18 protein-coding genes and 2 pseudogenes are annotated in these 24,001 nt (G+C 45.4%); 6 read left to right on the top strand and 14 right to left on the bottom strand.

Annotated features, from left to right (window positions below; genetic code table 11):
- Positions 1-18 precede the first annotated feature (18 nt).
- The 10 genes from JNC77_RS13525 to nikA all read right to left on the bottom strand — a co-directional run bounded on the left by JNC77_RS13525 (position 19) and on the right by nikA (position 12,101).
- On the bottom strand, positions 19-1,749 hold the full coding sequence (locus JNC77_RS13525) for a dipeptide ABC transporter ATP-binding protein (protein ID WP_374833376.1): 1,731 nt from the start codon (positions 1,747-1,749) through the stop codon (positions 19-21).
- 1 nt (position 1,750) lies between these two features.
- Positions 1,751-3,283 (bottom strand): Sapep family Mn(2+)-dependent dipeptidase, encoded by a 1,533-nt coding sequence (locus JNC77_RS13520; RefSeq protein ID WP_374833374.1) that lies wholly within the window; start codon positions 3,281-3,283, stop codon positions 1,751-1,753.
- 35 nt (positions 3,284-3,318) lie between these two features.
- Complete coding sequence (gene opp4C, locus JNC77_RS13515; protein WP_374833372.1) at positions 3,319-4,209, bottom strand: oligopeptide ABC transporter permease; 891 nt, start codon at positions 4,207-4,209, stop codon at positions 3,319-3,321.
- Positions 4,209-5,171: an ABC transporter permease gene (locus JNC77_RS13510; protein WP_374833370.1), complete on the bottom strand. Its 963-nt coding sequence runs from the start codon at positions 5,169-5,171 to the stop codon at positions 4,209-4,211. Before JNC77_RS13510 ends, opp4C begins: the two co-directional genes overlap by 1 nt.
- A 48-nt stretch (positions 5,172-5,219) precedes the next feature.
- Positions 5,220-6,806: an ABC transporter substrate-binding protein gene (locus tag JNC77_RS13505; protein WP_374833368.1), complete on the bottom strand. Its 1,587-nt coding sequence runs from the start codon at positions 6,804-6,806 to the stop codon at positions 5,220-5,222.
- A gap of 337 nt (positions 6,807-7,143) precedes the next feature.
- Complete coding sequence (gene nikE / locus JNC77_RS13500; RefSeq protein WP_374833494.1) at positions 7,144-7,959, bottom strand: nickel import ATP-binding protein NikE; 816 nt, start codon at positions 7,957-7,959, stop codon at positions 7,144-7,146.
- Positions 7,956-8,750 carry a nickel import ATP-binding protein NikD gene (locus tag JNC77_RS13495; protein WP_374833366.1) on the bottom strand — a complete coding sequence of 265 codons (795 nt, stop codon included), beginning with the start codon at positions 8,748-8,750 and terminating at the stop codon, positions 7,956-7,958. Before JNC77_RS13495 ends, nikE begins: the two co-directional genes overlap by 4 nt.
- Positions 8,741-9,604 carry a nickel ABC transporter permease subunit NikC gene (gene nikC / locus JNC77_RS13490; RefSeq protein ID WP_374833364.1) on the bottom strand — a complete coding sequence of 288 codons (864 nt, stop codon included), beginning with the start codon at positions 9,602-9,604 and terminating at the stop codon, positions 8,741-8,743. The genes JNC77_RS13495 and nikC overlap by 10 nt, the downstream gene beginning before the upstream one ends.
- Entirely contained in the window at positions 9,604-10,548 is a 945-nt protein-coding gene (gene nikB, locus JNC77_RS13485; protein WP_374833362.1) for a nickel ABC transporter permease subunit NikB, read from the bottom strand. Before nikB ends, nikC begins: the two co-directional genes overlap by 1 nt.
- 5 nt (positions 10,549-10,553) lie before the next feature.
- Complete coding sequence (nikA, locus tag JNC77_RS13480; protein ID WP_374833492.1) at positions 10,554-12,101, bottom strand: nickel ABC transporter substrate-binding protein; 1,548 nt, start codon at positions 12,099-12,101, stop codon at positions 10,554-10,556.
- A gap of 677 nt (positions 12,102-12,778) precedes the next feature.
- On the opposite strand from nikA, the gene JNC77_RS13475 reads away from it, so the two are divergent.
- On the top strand, positions 12,779-13,765 hold the full coding sequence (locus JNC77_RS13475) for a linear amide C-N hydrolase (RefSeq protein ID WP_374833360.1): 987 nt from the start codon (positions 12,779-12,781) through the stop codon (positions 13,763-13,765).
- Positions 13,766-14,316: 551 nt separating this feature from the next.
- Here the strand turns inward: JNC77_RS13475 and JNC77_RS13470 are convergent.
- From JNC77_RS13470 to JNC77_RS13455, 4 genes and pseudogenes are all read right to left on the bottom strand, one after another.
- Positions 14,317-14,833 (bottom strand): annotated as a pseudogene (locus JNC77_RS13470) (integrase core domain-containing protein); the annotation flags it as partial.
- Between the two features lie 420 nt (positions 14,834-15,253).
- Positions 15,254-16,678 (bottom strand): NAD(P)/FAD-dependent oxidoreductase, encoded by a 1,425-nt coding sequence (locus JNC77_RS13465; protein WP_374833358.1) that lies wholly within the window; start codon positions 16,676-16,678, stop codon positions 15,254-15,256.
- 46 nt (positions 16,679-16,724) lie between these two features.
- On the bottom strand, positions 16,725-17,069 hold the full coding sequence (locus tag JNC77_RS13460) for a RidA family protein (protein WP_374833356.1): 345 nt from the start codon (positions 17,067-17,069) through the stop codon (positions 16,725-16,727).
- A 47-nt stretch (positions 17,070-17,116) separates the two neighbouring features.
- Entirely contained in the window at positions 17,117-17,728 is a 612-nt protein-coding gene (locus JNC77_RS13455) for a helix-turn-helix domain-containing protein (protein WP_374833354.1), read from the bottom strand.
- 253 nt (positions 17,729-17,981) lie between these two features.
- On the opposite strand from JNC77_RS13455, the gene JNC77_RS13450 reads away from it, so the two are divergent.
- The 5 genes and pseudogenes from JNC77_RS13450 to JNC77_RS13430 all read left to right on the top strand — a co-directional run.
- A complete protein-coding gene (locus JNC77_RS13450; protein WP_374833352.1) occupies positions 17,982-19,667 on the top strand; it encodes a peptide ABC transporter substrate-binding protein in 1,686 nt (561 codons plus the stop codon).
- 35 nt (positions 19,668-19,702) lie between these two features.
- Complete coding sequence (locus JNC77_RS13445) at positions 19,703-20,650, top strand: ABC transporter permease (protein ID WP_374833350.1); 948 nt, start codon at positions 19,703-19,705, stop codon at positions 20,648-20,650.
- A 4-nt stretch (positions 20,651-20,654) separates the two neighbouring features.
- Complete coding sequence (locus JNC77_RS13440; RefSeq protein WP_374833348.1) at positions 20,655-21,536, top strand: ABC transporter permease; 882 nt, start codon at positions 20,655-20,657, stop codon at positions 21,534-21,536.
- Positions 21,537-21,552: 16 nt separating this feature from the next.
- Entirely contained in the window at positions 21,553-23,379 is a 1,827-nt protein-coding gene (locus JNC77_RS13435) for an ABC transporter ATP-binding protein (RefSeq protein ID WP_374833490.1), read from the top strand.
- A 511-nt stretch (positions 23,380-23,890) separates the two neighbouring features.
- A pseudogene (locus JNC77_RS13430) lies at positions 23,891-24,001 on the top strand (IS6 family transposase); the annotation flags it as partial.

The raw sequence follows: 24,001 nt of genomic DNA, 5'->3' as shown, positions 1-24,001 counted from the left end.
CCCAAAGATCGACATCATTCATGCAACCGCTGATACAGTTCCTTGTAAAACCGGCAGCAAATATTGTTTTTCACTCAAACGCTTAACCTGTGGTGTCTTCCCCGAAAAACGCTCATTGCGTCGTTCAGCTTGTTTTGCAGGATCAGCCACCGGCGCACTGGCAATAAGCTGGCGCGTATAAGGATCCTGCGGATTATCCAATACGGAGCTGACAGAGCCGGTTTCAACGATGGCGCCATTACGAAGCACAATGACCGATCGGCAAATATTGCGCACCACCGCCAAATCATGACTGATAAAAAGACACGCAAAACCATATTCATTTTGCAAATTTTCCAGTAATTGCAAAATATCTGCCTGAACGGATACATCGAGTGCCGATGTCGGTTCATCGGCAATCAATAATCTTGGTTTTAGAGCCAAAGCACGGGCAATCGCGATACGTTGGCGCTGACCACCTGAAAGCTCGGACGGTAATCTCTTTTCCCAACCGCGCGGCAACCCAACCTGCTCAAGCAATTCCGCAACACGCGTTTTAATCTCTTTCGCGGTGAAATCAGTCTGCGTTTGCAAAGGTTCCGCAATGGATTGCCCGATTGTCACGCGCGGATTGAGTGAGCTTGCAGGGTTTTGAAAAACCGCTCCTATATGCTTGCGCCATTGTTTAGATTGGGCTTTTAAACCACCATCAATAAAGGCATCCGTGAAGCGGATGGAACCTGCATTGGGTTTCAGTAATCCCAGCAGACTTCTGCCAATCGTGGTTTTGCCTGAGCCGGATTCCCCGATCAGCCCCATGAAGGAACCGGCATGAATGTCAAAAGATACACCTTTGACAATCTCTGTGCGCCGTCCAAAGCCACTTGCATAGGCAAGACGCACATCACGCAGCTCGACAATGACCGGTGCATTTTTTGCCGATATGATTTTTGGTTTTGATCGTGCAGTTTGCTGATCCGGCACTGCTGCTAATAATTGGCGCGTATAGTCTTGTGATGGTTTGGCAAATAATGTGTTTGCTGATGCAGTTTCGACAATTTCACCCTGACGCATCACAATGACACGGTGCGCCAAATCAGCGACAACGCCCATATCATGGGTGATCAACAATAGTGCCATTTGCTTCTCTTGGTTGAGGCGATAAAGCAGATCAAGAATGTCCTGCTGCACGGTCACATCCAAGGCCGTTGTTGGTTCATCGGCAATCAGAATTTCCGGATCTCCGGCCAGCGCCATTGCAATCATGATGCGCTGCAACTGACCGCCGGAAAACTGATGCGGGTAGCGCGACAGTCGTTTTTGTGCATCATTAATGCCAACCTGATTTAACAATTCGGCAGCACGCTCCAACCGGGCCTTTCGGGGCATTTCCGGTTTGTACAGGCGAATGGCTTCATCTAACTGAAAACCTATTGAAAAAACCGGATCAAGTGCGCCAGCCGGATCTTGAAAGATGACCGCAATGCGTTTGCCACGAATATCCCGCATGACTTGCTTGTTTATATTAATCAGATCATGCGTAGCAAAACCTACAAATCCTGTAACTTTTGCATTGCCCGGCAACAGGTTAAGAATAGCCATCGCAGTTGCAGATTTTCCTGAACCGCTTTCGCCGACAATGGCTAATATTTCACCTTTTGCCAATTCAAAGCTGATATTTTTGACTGCCTCAACATAGCCATTTCCATCCTGAAAACGAACCGACAAATCATTAACCGTTAAAATTTCCTTTTTAAGCGCTAGCGGCATGTCACACCAACCCTTCATCTACCCAGCGGTCAAGGCGTGGCAGGGTAACGGCATAAACCAGCAAAGCTTTGCGCAGATTTTCAATTGCTACAAACTCGTCAGGGCCATGTGCCGACCCGTTTTCAGCCGGAATGAAATCCGGTCGTGCATTCACAGCCTCGCCTTGAAACAGAAGCGACGGATCGCGTCCGAAACCCGGACCAAAGGTGATTGAATTTGGCAACACGCGTGCATGGGTTCCGCCACCCATGGAAAAGGGTTGGGTTTTTGCTTCAGCCACTGTGTCAAAACTATTTTGCAGCAATTGTACCAAGGAGCTGTTCTTGTCAAAATGAACGGGTTTGGCGTCGCGCTCAATGTCAATATGACCTTCAAACGGACGGATATTTTCTTCCAAAACTGTCAGTAATTGGCCAACATTGGTCGATATCGGATAACGTATATCCAGATGCAATGTGATACCGTTTTCATCACCACTAATAAGACCACCATTGAGGGTCAGTTTTCCTGTTTGTTCGTCCTCATCAGCCACACCGGCACCTTTGCCCCAAGGATCGGCCAAAAGACCTGCGATCAGTTTGGCAAGTTCAAGATCGGCACCTTGCAATGTGTCTGCTTCAATCAGTGCACGTAACAAAAGCGGAATAGGATTAAGCGTATTTTCCGGAAATGCTGCATGTCCTGATTGCCCGCGCGCATGCAAGATAAGGTCGGTGCCATCTTGTCCTGCACTAATCTTTTCCCTCAGATCAGCTGAAAGGGACGCTATTTTTTCTTCCCACGTTTTAATATCTCGATCTTTTAAGGCCAAAGTTGCTGATGCAGGCACCGCATTGGCGGCCACACCTGCTTTTAATCCCGCAAGGACAGATCCTTGAACAGGCAAGCGAACCACAAGATTTAGCCCGCCTTTTTGTGCATAATTTACCGGAAACCCGCCGTCAGTAATGATGGACAAGCGCGGCACTGGGCCGTGTTCGGCAAAATACGCAATATCTGCCATCGATGTTTCTTCCGCCCCGCCATAAACAATGCGCAAACGACGTTTGAAACCAACACCAAGCTCACGAAAAGCGCGCAGCAAATAAAGGTCGAGTAAGGCTGGCCCTTTATTATCCGATGATCCTCGACCAATAATGAAGCCGTCCCGCTCAAATGGTTGATATGGCTCGAAAGTCCAGTTTTCACCCGCTGGCACGACATCAATATGAGACACCAAGCCGATATCTTCATCGATAGATCCATCATCACCCAAGATTGAAATGGCATAACCATCATGACGCTCTGTTTTAAAACCGAGTGCATGTGCGCGTTCAATCACGCGATCAAATAAACGTGCCACTTCAGGGCCGAAGGGCGCATCAGGCGCGGCTTTATCGGCGTCACTCACACTTGGATAGCTCACCCAATCAATCAGATCGGCAATAAATTCTTGTTTATGTGCTGCAAACCATTCATCGATACGACCGAGAAAAGCCTGTTCGTTGGGAGAAAGAACACTTGCTTCTTGTAACTGATTTAAAAAATCGCTCATCTTAATTTCCTTTCAAAACCATATACGAATGGCTGTTATGGCTTCAGATCTTTGATCGGAGTGATGGGGCGGGCATTAAGGGTGCGCGCCAAACCTTCACCAACAAAATTAATGGAAAGAACCATCGCAACAATCGCGATGCCCGGCGGCACCCATAGCCACCATTGATAGCTGATTACGCGCATACTCTGCGCTGCAGAGAGCATATTGCCCCATGAGGCTTGCGGCTGGCGCACACCAAGACCTAAAAAGCTTAGCGCTGCCTCTGCCAAAATACCGTGTGCTACTGCCAAAGTGGCATAAACCAGAATGGGACCATAGGCATTGCGCAGCAAATGATGTGCTATAATACGAGCATGGCTGACGCCCATCGCTTTGGCGGCCAAAACATATTCACGCTCGCGCAGCGACAATAATTCAGCACGTACAAGACGCGCCAGACCGGTCCAGTTCAAAATGCCGATAATGAGAATAACATTCCAGACACTGGCACCGAAAATCGCTGCAAGCGTAATTGCGATGGCATAGAACGGAAAGCACATGACCACTTCTGTCAAGCGCATGATACCTGCATCAACAATACCGCTGAAATAACCGGCAAGACTGCCAAGAAAAACGCCGATGACCAATTGCACCATCACAGCTGAAAGGCCGACAAGAACCGAGACACGACCGCCATATAAAAGACGCGACAACACATCACGACCAATCTCGTCGGTACCTAGCCAATGAATGGCATCCGGCGGTGATTCAATCGAAAAAAGATCAACATCTTCCGGATTGAAAGGTGCAAGCCAGGGGGCAGCAACGGCAAGACCGGTCAGAGCGAACAAAATCACAAAACCGCAGAAAAAATAGCGGTCAGCAATGAGGCGTTGCCATATTGTGCGGCTTACAGGCAAAGTTTCTGCAACAATTATACTCATCAGCCGAGCCTCACACGTGGGTCGATCAGGGCGTAAAGCACGTCAGCAAGCAGATTGGTCAGCAAAGTGACCAATGCCAGAAACAGCACAATGCCCATCAAAAGTGGATAATCCCTGCCCTGCACCGCCTCAAAACTAAGACGACCAATGCCGGGCCAGCTGAAAATAGTTTCAGTTAAAAGGGTAGCCGAGAGTAAGGCAGGTATTTCCAGACTGACAATCGTGATCAACGGCTTGGCGGCATTGCGAAGCAAATGCGGCGTAATCACGGATCGGCGTGTCAAACCTTTGGCAAATAAAGCCCTGATAAAATCCTGTTCAAGAATGTCACTGATGCTGGAGCGCAAATAACGGCTTAAAATGGCAATATTGGTGAGCGCCAAAACAGATGCAGGCAATATCAAATGACTAATAACATCAATAACATGTGCCATACCGGTATAATTGGTACCTAGTGTTATGACACCCGATGTTGGCAACCAACGCAGATTAACCGCAAATAATTTGATAAAGACGATTGCCAGAAAGAAGGCCGGTATTGAAACCAGTATAAAAGACAAGACCGATGCAATGACATCGACACTGCTATTGCGGCGCAGGCCAACATAAAGTCCAAGCGGCAAAGCAATCACAAGTGTCAAAGCAAGGGCTGCGCCAGCCAGCAATGATGTGTTGCCAAGACGCTCGCCGATGAGCTTTGTCACCGATGTGCCATGCTGCAAGGAATAGCCAAGATCACCCGTCACAGCGCGTGTTGCCCAGCGCAGATATTGTTGCCAAACCGGATCGAGATAACCGGCACGCAATAACATTTCCTGTTTTTCTTCCGGTGTCGTTTCCGGACTGATCATACCGACAAACGGATCACCCGGCTGAAGTTTGACCAGCACAAAAACCACAATCGAAATACCGGCAATGACCGGTATCGCAATCAATAGACGGCGCAGAATATAAACAATCATAAAGCAAGCCTTTAATGGAAGCCGGATATTTTTATATCCGGCTCTTCATTATTTACTGACAGTCCACTCAGCTATGTCCGCAAATGGTTCATAGGGGCGCGCAGAGTGATTTGTTACGCGTTTACCCAGTGCAAAGCCTTCATTCGGAATGTAGAGCCAGACATGTGGCACTTCATCATTGACACCGCGCAACCAGCCTCCAACGTTTTTTTCAAGCTCTTCAGGGTTGATGGTAGAGTTAAAAGCAGCCGCCAATTTATCGAGTTCCGGTGTTGAAAACCGTTCCCACCAAAAATTGTTTTCATACTGTGCAGGCCGGAATGTACCGCCCATCAACACACCATCATAGCTCTGTTTCGGATCCTGCAAGATTGCCAGCGTCGTATTGAAATCAGCGGAGTTGAGAACCACGTCAATGCCGATTGCCTTGAGATTTTGCTGAATAATAGGTGCTGATAATTCACGGGTGCGATTGCCGGTCGGATAATTCAGCGTAAATGTAAATTTCTTTCCGTCTTTATCGACAAAACCATCATTGTCGCTATCCGTCCAACCAGCTTCCGCGAGCAGCGCTTTGGCTTTTTCTGGATCATAATCGTAAGGATTAAGATCAGAGGGATAATAAGGGCTTTGAGGATGAGCCTTGGCATTGAAAACCTGTCCATGACCGAAAAGCAAACGATCAACAATTGCTTGACGGTTAATGCCGTAAACAATCGCTTGACGCACTTTTTTATCTGCGAGTTTCGGATTGCGGGTATCAAAAGGCATATATTGCCCGCCCGGGCCATATTGCTCGACAATTCGAATGCCCGCATCACGATAAGTTTGAAGATCGCGCTCGTTCCATGATGAAATTTCTGCGATATCGAGCTCGTCGTTAATCAACTCGCTTTGAGCCGTCTGCGCATTGGAGATTTTAAAAATAATGGTTTCAGTTTTTGGCTGACCACCAAAATAATCATCATTACGCACCAGTTTAACATATTGATCGGAAAGAAATTCAACAAATTTATAAGCACCCGTTCCAACCGGATTACGCAGTTGCTCTGTTGCTTCATTCCATGTTTTAATAGGCACCTTTTCCCAAATATGTTTGGCCAATACAGGCTTATCGGTAAAATGCGCAAAAACGGCTGCATATGGCGCTTTGAACGTAAAGCTGACAGTATTGTCATCGATGACCTTTATACCGGAAAGCTCCTGGCTTTTGCCTGAGTGATAGTCTTCATAACCTTCCAGTTGCTTGACAAAATCAGGTGTATCACGCGGAAAATCAGGATGTGCCTGTGTGCCATATGTGAAAGCGACATCCTCGGCCGTAAAGGCTTGCCCATCATGCCATTTCACATCCTCGCGCAAATGCAACGTCAATGTGCGACCATCCGTTGAATATTCATGGGATAACGCCAAGGATGGCACAGGTTGCTGCTTTTCATCCAGTGTATAAAGGCGTCCAAAAACCGAAAAAATAATCGCACGGTCATAGTCAGTAAAATAAAGTGTTGGATGAAATGTCCCGCGCGGATTGCTCCATAAGGCATAACGGATCACGTCGCCGTTTTCTGCAAAGGCCGGCAAAACACCACCCAGTAAACTGACTGAAGTTAGAAAGGATATTAAAGTCTTTTTCATTGCATGATCCTGTATGATTAGGCTGGTGCTCTTCGACACTGATGCCTAATTCTTGACCATGAAGCTCCGCCATGAACAGAAAGAAAAAATCATTTTATAAACAAATCTAAGAATATAATTTCTTAAATGGGTAGCGGTAAAAATATTACCGTAAAATATAAAACTACATTAAAATATAAATATGAAAATAAATCCTAAAAATATCCAAATTTATAAAATTAAAATAATTCAATATAAAACACCCAGAGTCGGCCTCTCCGAGAGTAATACGGAAAACTAAATTATCATATAATCAGAGTAACGCTTTACAATCTTTAGCAAAAGAAAATTTAGCTTATCACACGTAAAGCTCATGCGAGCATTTATTTCTTTTATCCGGCAAAGGTGGAAGGATTGCATCTTTAAGCGCTATAGATGCTTTATGCTTCAAAGTTTCTATTTGACCATTATCCTGTTCCTCTACCAGACGGCCATCCTCCATGACGATAATACGATCGGCAAATCGTTCGACCAACCTCAAGTCATGTGTCACAAACAGATATGAAACACTTTGACTCTCTTGCAGTTTAGCGAGCAATTTCAGAGCAGAAGCTTGCAAATGCGTATCAAGATTTGAAACTGCCTCATCAAGAATGATCAATTTCGGGTTGGCTGCAAGCGATCTGGCGATACAAACACGTTGCAACTGGCCACCACTGATCTGTGACGGCAACTTATTGATTAAGTCTTTCGGCAATTCGACCATTTCAAGGAGTTCGGCAATACGTTTAAGTCTTTGTTCAGAACGCAGTTCAGTAAGATGCCTTAAAGGTTCTTCAATGATCGAGCGGATTGTCATACGCGGATCGACAGCACTTGGTGAATCCTGGAAAACCATCTGCACGTCGCGTCGAAACAAACGGGTTTGCTCGCGGTCAAGCTTGCGCGTTGACGTAGCCCGATAAAGAATTTCGCCTGTTTCAGGGTATTCCAAACCGCAGATCTGTCTTGCGAGGGTACTTTTACCACAACCGCTGCGTCCTAATAATGCGATTGTCTCGCCTTCTTGAATAACAAAAGAGACGTCATCAAGAATAAGACGTGGCTCGCTTGCCCCCATCAGAGAATGCGTTTGGTAATATTTACTGATATTTTTTACTTGCAATAACATCAGACTGCCAGCTCCATGCCGTATAGCGATAAATGAGCAGACACCAGCATTCGCGTGATGGGGTCTTTAGGTGTTTGAAAAATCTTTTCCACGGGTTCTTGTTCGACCAAGATACCGGTATCTATGACGGCAACCTCATCGGCGACTTTTGCAACAACACCCATATCGTGCGTGATCAACAAAATGCCGAGACCTCTTTCATGTGCAAGTTTTTCGAGTAGCTCCAAAATTTTTATCTGAACGATCAGATCAAGATCTGTGGTCGGTTCATCGGCAAAAAGGAATTGCGATTTACTTAGCAAAGCAATGGCAATCATCATGCGTTGCAGCATGCCGCCACTCATTTCGAACGGATAAAGATCAAGTATCCGTTCGGGCTCATCAAGCTCAACCGCTAGCAAGGTATCATTGATCTCAACCATCTCGTTATGGCTGTTACGTCCGAGCGCTGAAAGTGTCTCGGCAATATGCTGGCGCATTGTACGCACAGGATTGAACGCACTGCGTGGGTTTTGCATAATACTAGCCACGCTACGCCCCCGCAATTCTTTGGGGGGTACTTGTTTGCCGTCAAGATGAATGGTTCCGTTAACTGTCTTGACACCCGGCGGCAAAACATCGAGCACTGCTGAACATGTCATCGACTTGCCCGAACCACTTGCGCCGACAAGAGCGAGTATCTTTCCTCGTTCAATCGTCAACGACAAATCCGCTACAATCAAATGAATATGGGTATCGTGATAATAACCGACGGAAAGATTGCAAATTTCCAGTGTTTGAGAATTTAATGACATGTTTCTGCCCTCAGATTGGGATCTAGTCTGTCTCTCAGGGCGTCGCCCAGAATGTTAAAAGCCATAACACTGAAAAACAAAATGAGGCCTGGCCAGAAAATAAGCATCGGTGATGTCCAGACAAACTGCCGTGCATCATTGATCATTACCCCCCATTCTGCAGTGGGCGGAGTAACACCAAGACCAAGAAAAGACAGTCCGGAAACATGGAGCATCATATGACCGATATCTAAAGTTGCTAAAACCATCAACTGCGCGATTGTTGCGGGAAACAGATGCTTCATGAATACACGCAGACGGCTGGCTCCGCTGAGCCTTGCAGCGAGAATGAACTCTCTGTGTCGAAGCGAAAGCACGATGCCGCGCACGATACGCGCGTACCATGCCCAGTGAGACAAGGCGATGGCAATGATTACATTGACAATTCCGGTTCCAAGTATACCGATCATAAAAAGTGCCAGCACCAAAGTTGGAAATGTCAGGAAAACATCTGTAACGCGCATAATGATCTGATCGGTGCGTCCTCCTACAAAGCCCGAGAAACCGCCGATGCTGATACCAAGGGTAAGTATAATCACCAGGGTTATTGCAACTGCGCCTAAGGAAACACGCGCCCCTGCTATCAAACGGGAAAAAATATCTCTGCCCAGATGATCTGTGCCCAGCCAGTAAGTGCTGTCAGGAGATTGTAAGCGCTGCCCGATATCAACAAAATCCGGATCGTGCGGAGAAATCCATGGTCCGGCGATTGCTGCCATCACGAGTAAAGCAATAATGGAGAAAGAGAACCACAAAAGTAAATTGCGGCTTAACGTTCTTGATGCACTTTGTGCAATGATCTGATTTTGCATCATTACTGTACACCCTCTGCTGAAAGCCGGATTCTGGGGTCTGCGATGGCGTAGATGATGTCGACAATCAAATTACACAGAACAAAAATAACGACCATGAGCAATGTGAAACATTGAATGACAGGGTAATCTCTGTTGAGAATAGCTGAAACAGCATATCGCCCAACACCTGGCCAGCCGAAGATGCTTTCGATGATCAATGCGCCCCCGATCAGTTCGCCAATATGCATGCCTATTGCTGTGATGATCGGAAGCCAAGCGTTACGCAAAATATGTGAATGCTCAACACGTCTTTCCGACAAGCCTCGCAATCGTGCATAACGCACATGACGCTGTCCGCTGACCTCAAGCATACTCGCACGCAAAAGCCGTGCGTTAATTGCCAAAGACATGAAGGAAATAGCGATTACCGGCATTATAATATGGGAAATGCCACCTTTTCCCATCGGAGGAAGCCAGCCGAGGTAAACCGAAAAGACCAGAACCAATAAAAAACCAAGCCAGAAGTTCGGCATGGAAACGCCGACAAAGGCGATTAAGCGTACAATCTGATCCGGCCATTTCTCACGATGACGTGCAGCCCACATTCCAAGCGGAACAGAAAGGCCTATGGTTAACAGAAGGGCAACACCGGCAAGTTGAAGCGTGGCCGGAAGAAAGTGAAGAATATCAGGTAATACAGGGCGCTGTGTGGCGTAAGATATGCCGAAATCCAAACGGAGAGCGTTCCACAACCAGTCTAAATACTGAAAGATGATCGGTTGATCAAGCCCCAGTAATTGCCGGGCATTTTCCAAAGCCTGTGGTGTTGGCGGAACCTTTGACAGCCGAAGATAATCCATTGCCGGGTCGCTAGGACCCAGCCTCAGCGTTAAAAATATAAAGAGCGATGCACCGAGCAACATCGGTATAAGAAGAAGTACCCGCCTGAAAATGAAAGCTGCCATGTCATTTAATCTGCTTTTGGCTTGAGTTGTTCAAAAGGTACTTCACTCGACATTGCACCAAATGGAATTACGCCAACTTCCGGCTTTGCAACGGCAATTGCTGTCACAAATGTGAGCGGCAGATAAACAGCCTCTTCATGCAGACGGGTCAGAATGTCCTTATATAGTTGTTTTCTGGTTTCTTCATCACCTGTCGTAAAGACCTGTCCGATTTTGGCATCGATTTCCGTTTTATCTGCCAATCCTTGCTGTGCCTGAAAATCTGCATGGGAGGGAATACGCATTGAACTTACAAACGCATGAGGATCAAAAGGCGAGCCCCATGTACGATTGAAGATCAAACCAAATCGACCGTCACGCTGACGTGCATAAACACTGCTTTCTTCTTCCCCGGTCAGTTTGACATCAATTCCGATCTGTCGAAGATCAGCCTGAACAACTTCGGCAATTGATTTTGCGATTGCATCGGTGCCAATAAAGTTCAGCTCAACGGTTAGTGGTTCCCCGTTTTTCTGACGAATATCTCCCGGTTTGGCTTCTTTCCAGCCCGCTTCATCCAGAAGGCCTGTCGCAATGCCGACATCATATTCATATGGTTTAAGGCCGATATCGGCATAAGGGACGTTGGTTGAGAAAAGCGTGTCCGCTCGCTTTTGGGTACCATAAAGCACCTTATCAATCATCTTGTCCTTATTGACAGCATGATTGATTGCCTGCCTTACAGAAAGATCATGCGTTGGCCCGGTCTTTGTGTTAATCGCAAAAACCCAGGTTTCCATCGGATCAGATAATTCTGTCGTATAGAGTCCCATGTTTTTGAAACGTTGAAATGTATCAGGATAAAGTGGCCCGTCCAATCCATAGATAAAGTCAACTTCACCTGTCTCAAATGCAATAGCACGCGTATTTGGATCAGGAATGACTTTTACCGTAATATGTTCATATTCAGGCTTGGCGCCCCAATAGAGATCATTGCGGACAAATTCATCCTTTTCGCCAAGCTTTGTTTCCGTGAGCTTCCATGGTCCGGTGCCAACCGGTGCAACGATACCATCTTTTGTACCGCCGTCTTTAAATTGAGAAGGCGCAATAAATCTGAACGGACGCGGCAAAGCCAATTCCTGAAGAATCGGGTAATAGGCACCTTTAAGCGTTAGCTTTAGCTTGTGCGGTTCAATCGCTTCGGCGGAAACAATCTGATTGGCAAGCTCGAGCCATGCATGTCGTTCTCTGTTTGCCAAAACAGCGTCAAAATTTTCTTTTGCAGCCTTGGCATCAAAAACTTCACCATTTGAAAAATTAACATCCTCACGGAGTTTGAAAATATAGGTTTTGCCGCCATCTTCAACCTCCCATGACTCTGCCAGCCATGGCTGCACGCTACCGTCGCTCATATAGCGGACCAATGGCTCATAGACCATATTCTGTCCGATCATTTGATTAGGCGTGTAAAGATGCGGATTGAGAGGGCCGACATTAACTGGCCATGCGAAATTAAGTTTGGTTTCAGCTGTCGCAATTCCAGTAGCTGAAATTGTCAAAGCCAGAGACATTGCAAGCGAACGAATGAATTTATTCAATGTAGTTCCCCTCAATAAGTATGACGAATCTTATTAAAGTGCATACTCGTAAAGCAGGCAAGCGGAAACTTAAGAATATTAAGCGTTCGACAAAGATATTTTATTTAATAAAAGTCTTTATTACTGTTTCTTAGATTGGATAGCCAACCTCACAGTGTTGCTACCAGCAACGCGAATAGCCCAGCAACGAAATACCCAATAGCTTTATTATGCATTCGCTGAACGACATGAAGGCAGCCAAAATGTGCAACGCATGGATGCTTATCTTTTTTTGCTGGTGCCGGTTGGCTGCTGGCACCCATGTTTTTAGCTAAAGGCATATATAAAAAGGGCAGTCATCAATTGGTTCACAATCGGCAAAAATCCGATCGCGACAATAGATACATAATTGCATAGGTCAGCTGTTAGTCCGCCCATAAAAATCTTTTATGCGTCGTGATATACAACCGTTATTCATACATCTTTTTAGACTATGGCAGATAAATATAAAGCACTATGCGCAGGCATATTGGCTCAAGTCTGCCAGTGGTTTTCTCATCTGTAATTTTCATATTTTATTTTGAAAAAATTAGATGATGATTGATTAATTCAATAACTTATCTAACGTATATGAGGAATAATTATAAATCTTTATACGGTGTGGGGTGAATATGTGCACGCGAGTTCTTTGGTCCGACACGCAAGGCTTAGTGATCGTTGGCAGAAATATGGATTTTCATAAAGATCTTATGACAAATCTTTGGACGCAACCACGAGGTATCGAAAGAAATGATGGCGTTTACGGAGATCTGAAGTGGACCTCCCAATACGGAAGTGTCGTCGCAACATGTTTCGATATGATTTCAGTAGATGGTGTGAACGAAGCCGGTCTTGCAGGGCATATTCTATGGCTGACAGAATCCGATTATGGTGAAATAAACCAAGATCGGCCTAAACTCAGCCAAGCCATCTGGCTCCAATATTTCCTCGATAATTTTGCAACCGTTGCGCAAGCCGTTGCATGGGTTAAAGAGACAAATGTGCAAGTTGTACAAATGAAAGATCCGACAGGAGGCGTCGCGCCTGCTTTGCATCTGGCGATTGAAGATGCAACGGGTGACTCCTGTATTATAGAATATGTTGCCGGGAACCCTGTTGTTTATCATAGTGCCGATTATAAGGTGATGACTAATTCACCAACCTATGATCAGCAACTGAAAATACTTAAAGAAATTAATGGCTTTGGTGGTTCACAACCATTGCCAGGCTCAACGAAAGCAACTGATCGTTTTGCACGAGCCAGCTATTATGTCAGCCGTTTGCCTGAAGCCAAAAATCAGGTCCAGGCGGTTGCCTCCATGTTGAGTATCATGCGCAACACGGCTCAGCCGTTCAGAATTCCGGATCCAGAGGCACCGGAAGCATCGCAAACTTTATGGCAAACCATCATTGACCTGACAAACAAACGATATGTTTTTGAATCGACCACCCGCCCGAACATTGTCTGGGTAGATTTAAAAGATTTGAACTTCTCAGAGGGCTCAGATCAAATGAAGCTTAATCTGGTTGATGATTTAGCTATTGAGAACGGAATTGTAAGTGAAGTCAGCAAAGACTTTTCGAGTGCCGTAGAGTTAAAATTTCTCACCGTTACGTAAGCAATGAGATTATCTAATATTTGATAACAAATAGCATCAGGCATTGGGATTCTTGTCTATTGATAATTTAAATGCCTGATGATTTATTATAAAGAATAAAAAGACAAAATAATAGCTGAATGAGGTTTTAAATATTTTTAGAGCTATCCAAGAAAAACTTACTGATTGCAAGAACGGACACTAGAGCGTGTAGCACATTATCTTATCCACTCCGCTTACTCTAACAGTTGTTTTTACGCATGTCTTTATCCCAAAACCGATGCCCACTTTTGGGAGAGATGCTTTAGTGCCCTGCCAGGCAAAGAACCCATTGATTTTGAATTATCAAATTGTCCATTTTCGGTTAAGGACAGAAATCAATCTTCACGATCTGAACAAAAAGAATAAATGTCACGCCTTTATCCATTTTTCGCGAAAAAACTTTGAAAACCACGCGTTGATGACGGATGCATTTTGAATGGATTGCTCGTCGTCATATAAAATGGGACATCAGAGCATTTTGAGTTTTGAAGCCTCTGGTTTGATTTAATGCTTCATTATGCGGCTTGTTTTTAATGTTGCAAGCGGCGTTGTCGAATAGTCAGATTTATGATTTTCTGCCTTTCTCTCCGAATTGTCTTATCGCGTCCGAAGTAGACGTCAGCAGCTGTGACGTTACTTAGACTTTCGTGGTAACCCTGATTGTTGTAATATTCCACGAAGGCTCAGATTTGGTGATCGAGATCTCCTGGCAGGCAATAGTTTTCTAATAGAAAGCGATTTTTCATGGTCTGATGCCAGCGTTCGATTTTCCCTTGGGTTTGGGGGTGGAAGGGAGATCCGCGGATATGCGGCATTTTTTGTTCATCCAATCATTCAGCTCCCCCCAAGATGTAACAAGAGCCATTATCACTGAGTAAGCGACGCTTATTGCGAACAACGGCCTGATCACAGCCTGACGCTTACAAGGCTGGCTTTATCGTGGAATTCCTTGGCTGCCTTTATTACCACGTAATCAGGTGCCGTTATCAGGTCTGCCGCCTTCAATATGCGGTAAGCTGATGATTCAGATATAAAATACCGTTTATCCCTGTATGGCCCTCTCTCGATAGGGAACTGCGCATGCGAGACCGAGGACAGCTCAATCTCACAATCGAAAGCAAACTACAAAGTTTCGATCTCGTTAAGATCAAGAGCGAAATTCTCATCACGGGCCAAGAGATATGAACACAAGTAATGATCATCCAGCAGGAAACCGTACGTCCCGTACAGTTCGAGATTAAGGCGGAGGTCAGGGCAAATTTGTTCGGCTGGCTTCAGCAAAGTGGCGGCGTTCGAGCATCTGAACGGGGGTGCGTAAGTAGCAGTGGCTGACGGTATCCTCGCTGAGCTCTAAAGCTTGCACGACTTTTGAGCTACAAACCGGACAAGCAACTCACGACCCCCATTGCGTTGTATCCTGATATTATCACTTATGGCGGCAACATCATAAGTGATTAAGGCCTACATTTAGCGTGTGCCAATTTTTAACCCAAGGACACGCGGTATTGCTGCTGCAGCACGCATCGCCCAAGGTGCCTGCACACCATTTTCATCAGCTTCCTCACATGTAATGATTGCTTTACGTACCAATCGACCACCAATAGTACGGAATGGTTCCGGTGGCAATTTAGGCACCGATCGAGTACAAAACGGCAAACTTGTCCATTCATCCTTAATATCTAGCACAAGTGAGGCCAAACACTGCCCGCCAATATAGGTAGGGTTCACACCATGGCCTGAATAACCACATCCATAATGAATCCGAGTTCCTGGTCGTGTACGGAAAAAAGGTAATCTATCGGCAGAAATTTCAATCCCACCACCCCACACCTTTGCAATCCCAGTATCATTAAGCATCGGCAATAATCGCCTTAGTCCGCTGGCAGCTCGTTGCGCAGAACTTAGATCATTTGTCAGTTCAGGCGCTGTAAAATTGCCATTAAAGCTAATTGGTCCAGAACCGGAACCCATCAACATACGGCCATCTGCGGTTTTACGAAAATAATGAACGAACATTCGCAGATCAGCGATCCCCTGATCCCCTGTCCATCCCATTTCCTCCAACTTATCTGGCGCTTGTTCTGTCATTAAAGCATAGCTGGAGAAAACCGTTAAATGTGGCTTCATATCCGGCTCTTTTGCCAAGGCAGTATTCGTTGCCAAGACAATATCACGCGCAAGAATTTCGCCTTGCGGAGTGCGTAACCGATTAATCGTCCCCTTATCCAAACCCAGCATAGGGGTATTTTCATAAACCGATACGCCTAATTCAATGACAGCCTTCCGTAAGGCACGAGCTAGCCGAGCAGGCTGAACATTGGCACCTTCCGGCAAATACATACCACTTAGAAACGCCGGCGAAGAACAGTAATCGGCAAGCATTTCTTGTGTCAGTGCCTGTGCAGTATCACCAACACCTAATTCTTGTGCAACTTTCACATGTGGAAGGATCTTTGCTTCCTGAGTTTTTGTTGTAGCAACACGAACATTGCCGGCTTCGCGCCACCAAACATCCCGCCCCGGAGCTGTCACAAAAGTTCGTATACCATCCTGAGCTTTTGTTCCGGCACGCGCAACAGCAAGTGCCGCATCACGACCTATTGTCTGTACCATTCCAGGAAGACTAGCCCAATATCCATGAACCTTACCGCCATTTTTACCACTGGCGCCTGCTCCACAAATCGATGCTTCAATCAAACCAATTTTTAAATCGGGTGCACGTTCTTTAAGAGCAATCGCAGTCCAAAGCCCCGTAAAGCCTCCCCCCACGATTGCTACATCAAACTCAACCTTCCCAATCAGTGGTGCAGCAGAAGAAATGCTCCCTTCTGCCTTCAGCGCTTCATCCAGCCACCAAGACTGCTCAGATGGGATTATGCTATCTTTTTGCACAGACCTTATCTCCGCGTGATTAATAACCACTCATTGGAATGAAAAATCAGACGAGTGCCTGAACCTGAATTTCGACGAGAATATCATCTGCTGCCAGACGAGATTCTACAGTTGCGCGAGCTGGTGTCGCATCACGATCAACCCATGCTTCCCATGCGCCATTCATCGCATTAAAATCGCCAACATCTTTAAGCCAGATATTCGCATTAACGATTTTTGTTTTATCGGTACCTGCCATCGCAAGATAAGCATCTATCTGTGCAAGAATATCCGCTGTCTGTTGAGCGACATCTCCGCTGCGATCTTTTGCTGTCAAACCAGACATAAATGCAAAACCATTTGCAACCAAAACCTTACTCAAACGGCCGATATTTTCGTGGCGTATAATCATAGAAACAGTTACCCTTATGCTAAGCGTTTAGTGTGAATTTTCAGCTATTAAAGATGAGAATCGTGGATACCGATTATCCAAATAATCCGCGTTGTATCCGCGCCCGGATTCTCGATATTATGATTAAGACTGCTGGAAAATTGAAAGCTATCGCCCGTAGCCAGCTCTGCTGTTTCAGATCCCACTGTCAGCAAAGCCGTACCTTCCAATACGTATCCACCTTTATTCCCCGGCCCGCTCAACACATCTTCACTACGTGCACCAGGGGGCAACGTCAGGATCATGAAACGCATATTATGATTAGATTGTGGAGACAGTAATTCTTTAGAAAAACCGTTGGTACCAACCACAATTTTAGGCCGGCTATCTGCACGACGAACGAACGAAGGATCCGCGACAAGTCTTGACTGGGTCATATCTGTAAATTCCCAGACATTAACACCCAATGCGTCACGTAGTTTTTCCATCGTCTTCATAGAGGGATTTGAATTACCACGCTCAATCTGACTGATTAACCCTGAAGAAACCCCTGCTGCGTCGGCCAAATCCGAAATTGTCATATTTCGTTCCGCACGCAACTCTCGCAAACGCTGACCGATTTTTTCTGATCGCTCCTGCTGTGGAACGTCACTTTCTTTCTGTTTTAAATCAACCATCATTTTTCACGTCTATTTCACTATATTGAAAATATATAAATCACATAAAAATAAAAAAGCAACTCATTTGACATCAATACATATAGATATACCATCCAAATAATTGTAAAACAACAATAAAATTCAACTTATAAAATTTTTTAGGCGACACGGAATTCAAATAACAACAAACGAGCTTGACATAAATTTCATTATAGTGAAAATTTTCATTTAATAATTTCGCTCAACCATGCGCTTTTATAGAGGGGGAGTCATAATGAAACTGAGCACTCATAAAAACATCACCAATCAAAACAAAATTGATCGTCGTCATTTTTTAGGGCTGGGCATTGGGGGGCTTGCGTCTGTAGCATGGGGACTGCCCTCATTGGCACAATCATCATCCAATGCAGGCACTCCGCCTTCCAAGCCAACAGGCGTGGTAATTGTTGGCCTGTCGCAAGAGCCGGTCGCCTTTCACCCTTTGATGCCAGGCGTTGAAGTTGACGAGGTCGTATGGACTAATGTTTTCAATACTTTATGGGTTGCTCAGCCGGATGGGACTTTAATGCCAGATTTGGCAATTGAAGTTCCGTCCGTTGAAAATGGTGGCATTGCTGAAGATGGCCTCCTTTGGACAGTCCGTTTACGGGAAAATGTCAAATGGCATGATGGTCAACCCTTCACAGCAGAAGATGTTCAGTTTTCACTAAACCTCATCAATGCTGACGGCTTTCGTTCCAGAACACGAGTAGGCCATGAGTTAATCACAGAGATAAAGGTCAAAGGCACACATGAAATCTCATGGAGAATGTCAAAAGCCTTTTCACCTTATCTTGCTCTGATGGCCAATACACAAATTGTACCTAAACATTTATTGGATGGCGAAGCTGATCCGAATGTAACAGCATTCAACAATGCTCCTGTCGGAACAGGCCCATTCAAATGGGAAAGCCGCACACCAGGCGACAACATCACCTTAACTGCAAATGAAAACTATCATGGTGACGGGCCTTATATGGCTAAGGCAGTTCTCAAATATGTCCCAGACATGACTGCTCTCTATGCACAATTCCGCACCGGTCAGGTTGATACAGTCATTATTTCAGGCATTCCTCAAAATTTCTATGAAGAAGCAAAAAAACTGACCAATCAGACGGTCTTCATTTCGCCAAGCGGCAACATCGAATGCGTTATGCCCAATATGGAGCATCCTGCAATGCGCGATAAGGCAGTTCGGCAAGCGCTTTATTATGCCATGGATAAACAGGCCATTATCGATGCTCTTTATTATGGCGTACCCGAGGGTACAGAATCTTTTATGCCCCGAGAGTCCTGGGCTTACAATCCTGACTTGCCTTCGCAAACATATGATCCAGACCATGCGAATAAGCTGCTGGACGAAGCTGGTTGGGCAATTGGCACCAACAATATTCGCAGTAAAGATGGTATCCCTCTACAATTCACGATCTCAACGACCACTGGCCACGAAATTCGTGAACAAGTTCAGCAACTACTTATGCAAGATTGGGAAAAAATCGGTGTCGCACTAAAAATTTCCAATATGCCAGCAGCAGTAATCTGGGGTGATTTTTATGTACGCTCACAATTTGAATCGCTGCTGGTTGGCACAGCATTCCGCACCGGCATGGATCCAGATCCCGCAGCCCGTTTTGCCAGCGATGCAATTCCGATCAAAGGCGGGAGTGGCGGCAATTATATGCAATGGCAAAATGCAGAAGCCGACAAGTTAATGCGTGATGCTCAAGCCAGTTTCAATGCAGAAGAACGCAAGGCGCTATACCACCGCCTTCAAAAAATTACGCGTGAAGAGTTACCAATACTCCCAATCTTTCAATACGCACCAATCGAAGGCATCAAAAATGGCCTGCAAGGTTTCCGCCCAAATATCAATGCCCGTCAAAATGCATGGAATATGGGGCAATGGTATTGGCAAGCGTAAATTCAGTTAATTAAAATAAAAAGCGGGTTTCCGACGTGAGCACATTTGTTCTTCAACGTTTAGCACAAGCGGTTGTATTACTGATAATCGTATCGATAATCGGTTTTACTATATTGCATATGGCTCCAGGGGGCCCGCTTTCTCAGTTTGCAGCTGATGGCAGCATGACCCAAGCAGACTTAGATCGTCTAGCTGATCAGCTAGGGTTAAACCGCCCACTACCGGTACAATATCTCGAATGGTTTTATCGTATGCTTCAAGGCGACTGGGGGGTATCATATCGCGATAAACAACCAGTATTGAATGTTATATTCTCGCATCTTGGTGCAACTTTCGAATTGATGCTCGCCTCAACCTTCCTTGCGGTCATACTAGGAATTTGGATTGGTACAATCGGGGCGATCCGACGCTATTCGCTTTTTGATAGTATCACTACTATCGGGACAATGATTGCACTTTCCATTCCTACATTTTGGTTTGGCTTGGTTATTATCTATGTTTTCTCGGTCGATCTTGGATGGCTACCTGCAGGTAATCGCTACACAATCGGTGATGGCTCATTTCTTAATCGCCTCCATCACCTTATTGGGCCAACCATTGTCTTGGCCTTAGTCTCCACAGCTATATGGAGCCGTTATATGCGCTCCTCAATGCTTGATGTCATTAATCAAGACTATATCCGTACCGCCCGCGCCAAGGGTGTAAGCGAGCGCAATATTTTGCTGCATCATGCAATGCGCAATGCACTCTTACCAATGATTACAATTGCCGGCATACAAATTCCAAGCCTTTTATCGGGCGCGCTTGTGACAGAAACCGTATTTGCATGGCCGGGCATGGGACGCTTATTTCTCGACTCTATAAGCTATCGCGACTACCCCGTTGTCATGGGAATTTTGATGTTCGCAGCAGTCCTCGTCATTCTTGGCAGTCTGCTTGCGGATATATTTTACAGTGTCGCCGATCCGCGTATTTCGAGGTAGCACGATGACCACCGTTGAGACAATCACACCATCACGTCGTAGCTTGTTGCAAAGCCCTTTCATAAAACGATTTATGCAGCATCGCTTGGCAACATTCGGCTTCGCAACCATCATTTTTATGGCACTGGCCTGCGCGATAGGACCTCTGCTCCTGCCTTATTCAGATACATTTATTGATATCAAGCAACGCTTTGCGGCACCATTTAGTGGCACACATATATTGGGCACCGACCAAATGGGCCGTGATATACTTGCACGCTTGTTGATGGCTGGGCGTATCTCGCTATCAATTGGCTTTTCCGCGATGCTTGTCAGCATGGTCATCGGTATTTGTGTTGGTTTAGTTGCTGGTTTTTATGGCGGAGCAATCGGTGCAATTTTAATGCGTGTTGTCGATGCAATGTTATGCTTTCCATCAATTTTTTTACTACTCGCCATTTCAGCGATGATTTCGCCATCAATTCCCTCAATCATTTTGCTGATCGCATTCACCTCATGGATGGAAGTTGCTCGCGTTGTGGAAGCACAAACCCGCTCATTACGTAACCGAGATTATGTGATGGCCGCTCAATCCTATGGTGCCTTGAACAAACGTATTATGTTGAGAGAAATACTGCCCAACGCAATCGCACCTATTGTTGTGGCTGCCACTTTGAATGTAGCGCATGCCATATTAGCTGAAAGTTACATCAGCTTTCTCGGCTTTGGCATCCAGCCCCCAACTCCAAGCTGGGGCAACATGTTAAACAGTGCCCAAAGCTATCTCACCAGCGCTCCTTGGTTAGCCATTATTCCAGGTCTCGCCATTACACTCGCCGTAACTTCTTTTAACTTCCTCGGAGATGGTTTGCGTGATGCCCTTGATCCGAAAATCAATACTCAATGAGAAAGGCGGCGATCCGATGAACATATTAGCAAAGTCTGCCACTCTTCTTTCCGTAAAAGATTTAACGGTCAAATTTCGCAACGATAAAAGCTGGACACAAGTTGTTCACGACGTTTCCTTTGATGTCATTAAAGGTGAAACCGTTGCGTTGGTTGGAGAATCCGGTTCGGGAAAAAGTGTGTCCGCCATGACAATCATGGGACTTTTTCCAGCTACACAGTCAATCAGCTCCGGCTTGGTCAACTTTAATGGATATAACCTCAATACATTATCCACTGAGGAGCGGCGTGCATTTCGCGGAAGCGAAATGGCAATGATTTTCCAAGAACCAATGACTTCTCTGAACCCTGTGCACACAATCGGCACGCAGATCAGTGAAGCTTTATTGTTGCATTGCAATATGAACAAACAAGAAGCGCGCCTAGAAACGCTCCGTTTATTAGATCGCGTTCGTATCCCTGATGCAACCCGTCGTTTCGATGAATATCCACATACATTATCAGGTGGCATGCGCCAACGCATTATGATTGCCATGGCACTAGCCAGCCGTCCTAAACTACTGATCGCGGATGAGCCAACAACCGCACTCGACGTCACCATTCAAGCGCAAATCTTGTCACTCATTAAAGAACTGCAAGATGAAGATGACATGTCTGTGCTTTTCATCACCCACGACATGGGTGTTGTTGCCGAAATTTCTGATAAAACTGTCGTGATGCATCATGGCCGTGTTGTTGAGACGAATGACACCAAAAAAATATTTTCTATGCCTGAAAAACCCTATACACAGGCACTTCTGTCAGCGGTTCCAAGATTAGGTTCAATGGAAAACGCTACTTTACCAAAGCGTTTTCCAATTGTTGACCACACAACCGGCATCACAAAAACACCGCCAGAAACACGAAACACAGTATCACAAGATGCTCAACCATTATTAGACATTTGCGGCCTTACAACACGTTTCAATCTCACGGGTGGTTTTTTTAACCGCACAGTCGGACGTGTACATGCTGTTGAAAATGTATCCTTTCAGCTTAAAGCTGGTGAAACCCTTGCTTTGGTTGGCGAGTCCGGTTGCGGAAAATCGACAACAGGCCGCTCAATCTTAAGGCTTCTCGAGCCAATGAAAGGGCAAATCAAATTCAACGGCACAGATATTTTAAATCTTGATCAAAAAGCCATGCGGGCAAAGCGCCAGCAAATGCAGATGATCTTCCAAGACCCTGCTTCCAGCCTCAATCCAAAACGTAATGTCGGAGCCTCGATCATTGAGCCGCTTTTAGTAAACAACTTAGCGACTTATGAAGATGCGCGTCTTAAGGCAGAGGATTTATTAGAGCGGGTAGGTTTACAAGCATCTATGTTTGAACGCTATCCGCATGAATTTTCCGGAGGTCAAAGACAAAGAATTTGTATCGCACGCGCCTTGGCCTTGTCCCCTCAAATGATTGTTGCTGATGAAGCAGTTTCAGCCCTCGATGTCTCGGTGAAAGCGCAAGTCATCAATCTTATGCTGGATCTCCAAGATGAAATGAACATCGCCTATTTATTCATTTCACATGATATGGCCGTTGTAGAACGTGTCAGCCATCGTGTAGCCGTCATGTATCTTGGTGAAATCGTGGAAATTGGCCCACGTTCCGTAATTTTCAATAACCCTCAGCATCCATATACGAAAATGCTTTTAGAGGCTGTACCCGTTCCGGATCCGGAAAGACGTCAGCTGCGTTCGCCCCTGTTGAATAAAGAATTAGCTAGTCCAATCCGTCCAAAAAATTATATACCACCGGTTCGTAACTTCATATCAGCGGCGGAAGATCATTATTATATGGAGTGGAATTGAAAAATTCGACACATACACTAGCATATTCAAGGTAAGTCGAACTAGAATGACAGTACCAGTCTTGTTGTATCAGACGTCAGCAGCGCATTCCTAAAATTACAGTAAATAATGAACAATAATACCCAGACAATTTTACTCTATCAGCTGTCTTCAAGCTATATTAGAGCGAGGCGTCCAATTGGGATCAGTATAAAACGTGTATCATAACTAAATCGCGCCTGCATGACAGCAAGATCATTTATACTGGCTGTTAATAACTTATACCAGTCTTACCAGAATAGACGGAAAAAAAATGATGGGCATTAAATTAAATTCGAGGGTTTTAATTTCCATCCTTCAGTATAATCCACTTTAAATAATGAAATAATTGCAATAATTAAATCAATGCAGAAATTAAAAGGATATAACCTTCGATTAATACTCATAAATTATTCATTGAAACTCATATGAACATGTAATTCTGGCTCTGTTCCCTTAGTTTCGGCGTAAACATCTGCAGCGATAATAGGGAATGACCGACAGCCGCCCATCTCTTTATCACCGCGATCGTTTTCCTGCCGAGATTATCGCGGAAGCGGTGTGGCTGTATTTCCGCTTTCCGCTAAGTTTCCGCATGGTTGAA

The sequence above is a fragment of the Paenochrobactrum pullorum genome, from assembly GCF_041929845.1.
Lineage (GTDB): Bacteria > Pseudomonadota > Alphaproteobacteria > Rhizobiales > Rhizobiaceae > Paenochrobactrum > Paenochrobactrum pullorum.
This window is presented reverse-complemented; position numbering and strand designations above follow the sequence as displayed.

Excerpts from the sequence above, each read along its gene's own strand:
- JNC77_RS13525 (WP_374833376.1), bottom strand. The coding sequence starts at position 1,749 with ATGCCGCTAGCGCTTAAAAAGGAAATTTTAACGGTTAATGATTTGTCG.
- JNC77_RS13520 (WP_374833374.1), bottom strand. The coding sequence starts at position 3,283 with ATGAGCGATTTTTTAAATCAGTTACAAGAAGCAAGTGTTCTTTCTCCC.
- JNC77_RS13440 (WP_374833348.1), top strand. The coding sequence starts at position 20,655 with ATGACCACCGTTGAGACAATCACACCATCACGTCGTAGCTTGTTGCAA.
- nikB (WP_374833362.1), bottom strand. The coding sequence starts at position 10,548 with ATGGCAGCTTTCATTTTCAGGCGGGTACTTCTTCTTATACCGATGTTG.
- JNC77_RS13505 (WP_374833368.1), bottom strand. The coding sequence starts at position 6,806 with ATGAAAAAGACTTTAATATCCTTTCTAACTTCAGTCAGTTTACTGGGT.
- JNC77_RS13450 (WP_374833352.1), top strand. The coding sequence starts at position 17,982 with ATGAAACTGAGCACTCATAAAAACATCACCAATCAAAACAAAATTGAT.
- opp4C (WP_374833372.1), bottom strand. The coding sequence starts at position 4,209 with ATGAGTATAATTGTTGCAGAAACTTTGCCTGTAAGCCGCACAATATGG.
- JNC77_RS13455 (WP_374833354.1), bottom strand. The coding sequence starts at position 17,728 with ATGATGGTTGATTTAAAACAGAAAGAAAGTGACGTTCCACAGCAGGAG.
- JNC77_RS13510 (WP_374833370.1), bottom strand. The coding sequence starts at position 5,171 with ATGATTGTTTATATTCTGCGCCGTCTATTGATTGCGATACCGGTCATT.
- nikA (WP_374833492.1), bottom strand. The coding sequence starts at position 12,101 with ATGTCTCTGGCTTTGACAATTTCAGCTACTGGAATTGCGACAGCTGAA.
- JNC77_RS13460 (WP_374833356.1), bottom strand. The coding sequence starts at position 17,069 with ATGATTATACGCCACGAAAATATCGGCCGTTTGAGTAAGGTTTTGGTT.
- JNC77_RS13435 (WP_374833490.1), top strand. The coding sequence starts at position 21,553 with ATGAACATATTAGCAAAGTCTGCCACTCTTCTTTCCGTAAAAGATTTA.
- nikC (WP_374833364.1), bottom strand. The coding sequence starts at position 9,604 with ATGATGCAAAATCAGATCATTGCACAAAGTGCATCAAGAACGTTAAGC.
- JNC77_RS13495 (WP_374833366.1), bottom strand. The coding sequence starts at position 8,750 with ATGTCATTAAATTCTCAAACACTGGAAATTTGCAATCTTTCCGTCGGT.
- JNC77_RS13475 (WP_374833360.1), top strand. The coding sequence starts at position 12,779 with ATGTGCACGCGAGTTCTTTGGTCCGACACGCAAGGCTTAGTGATCGTT.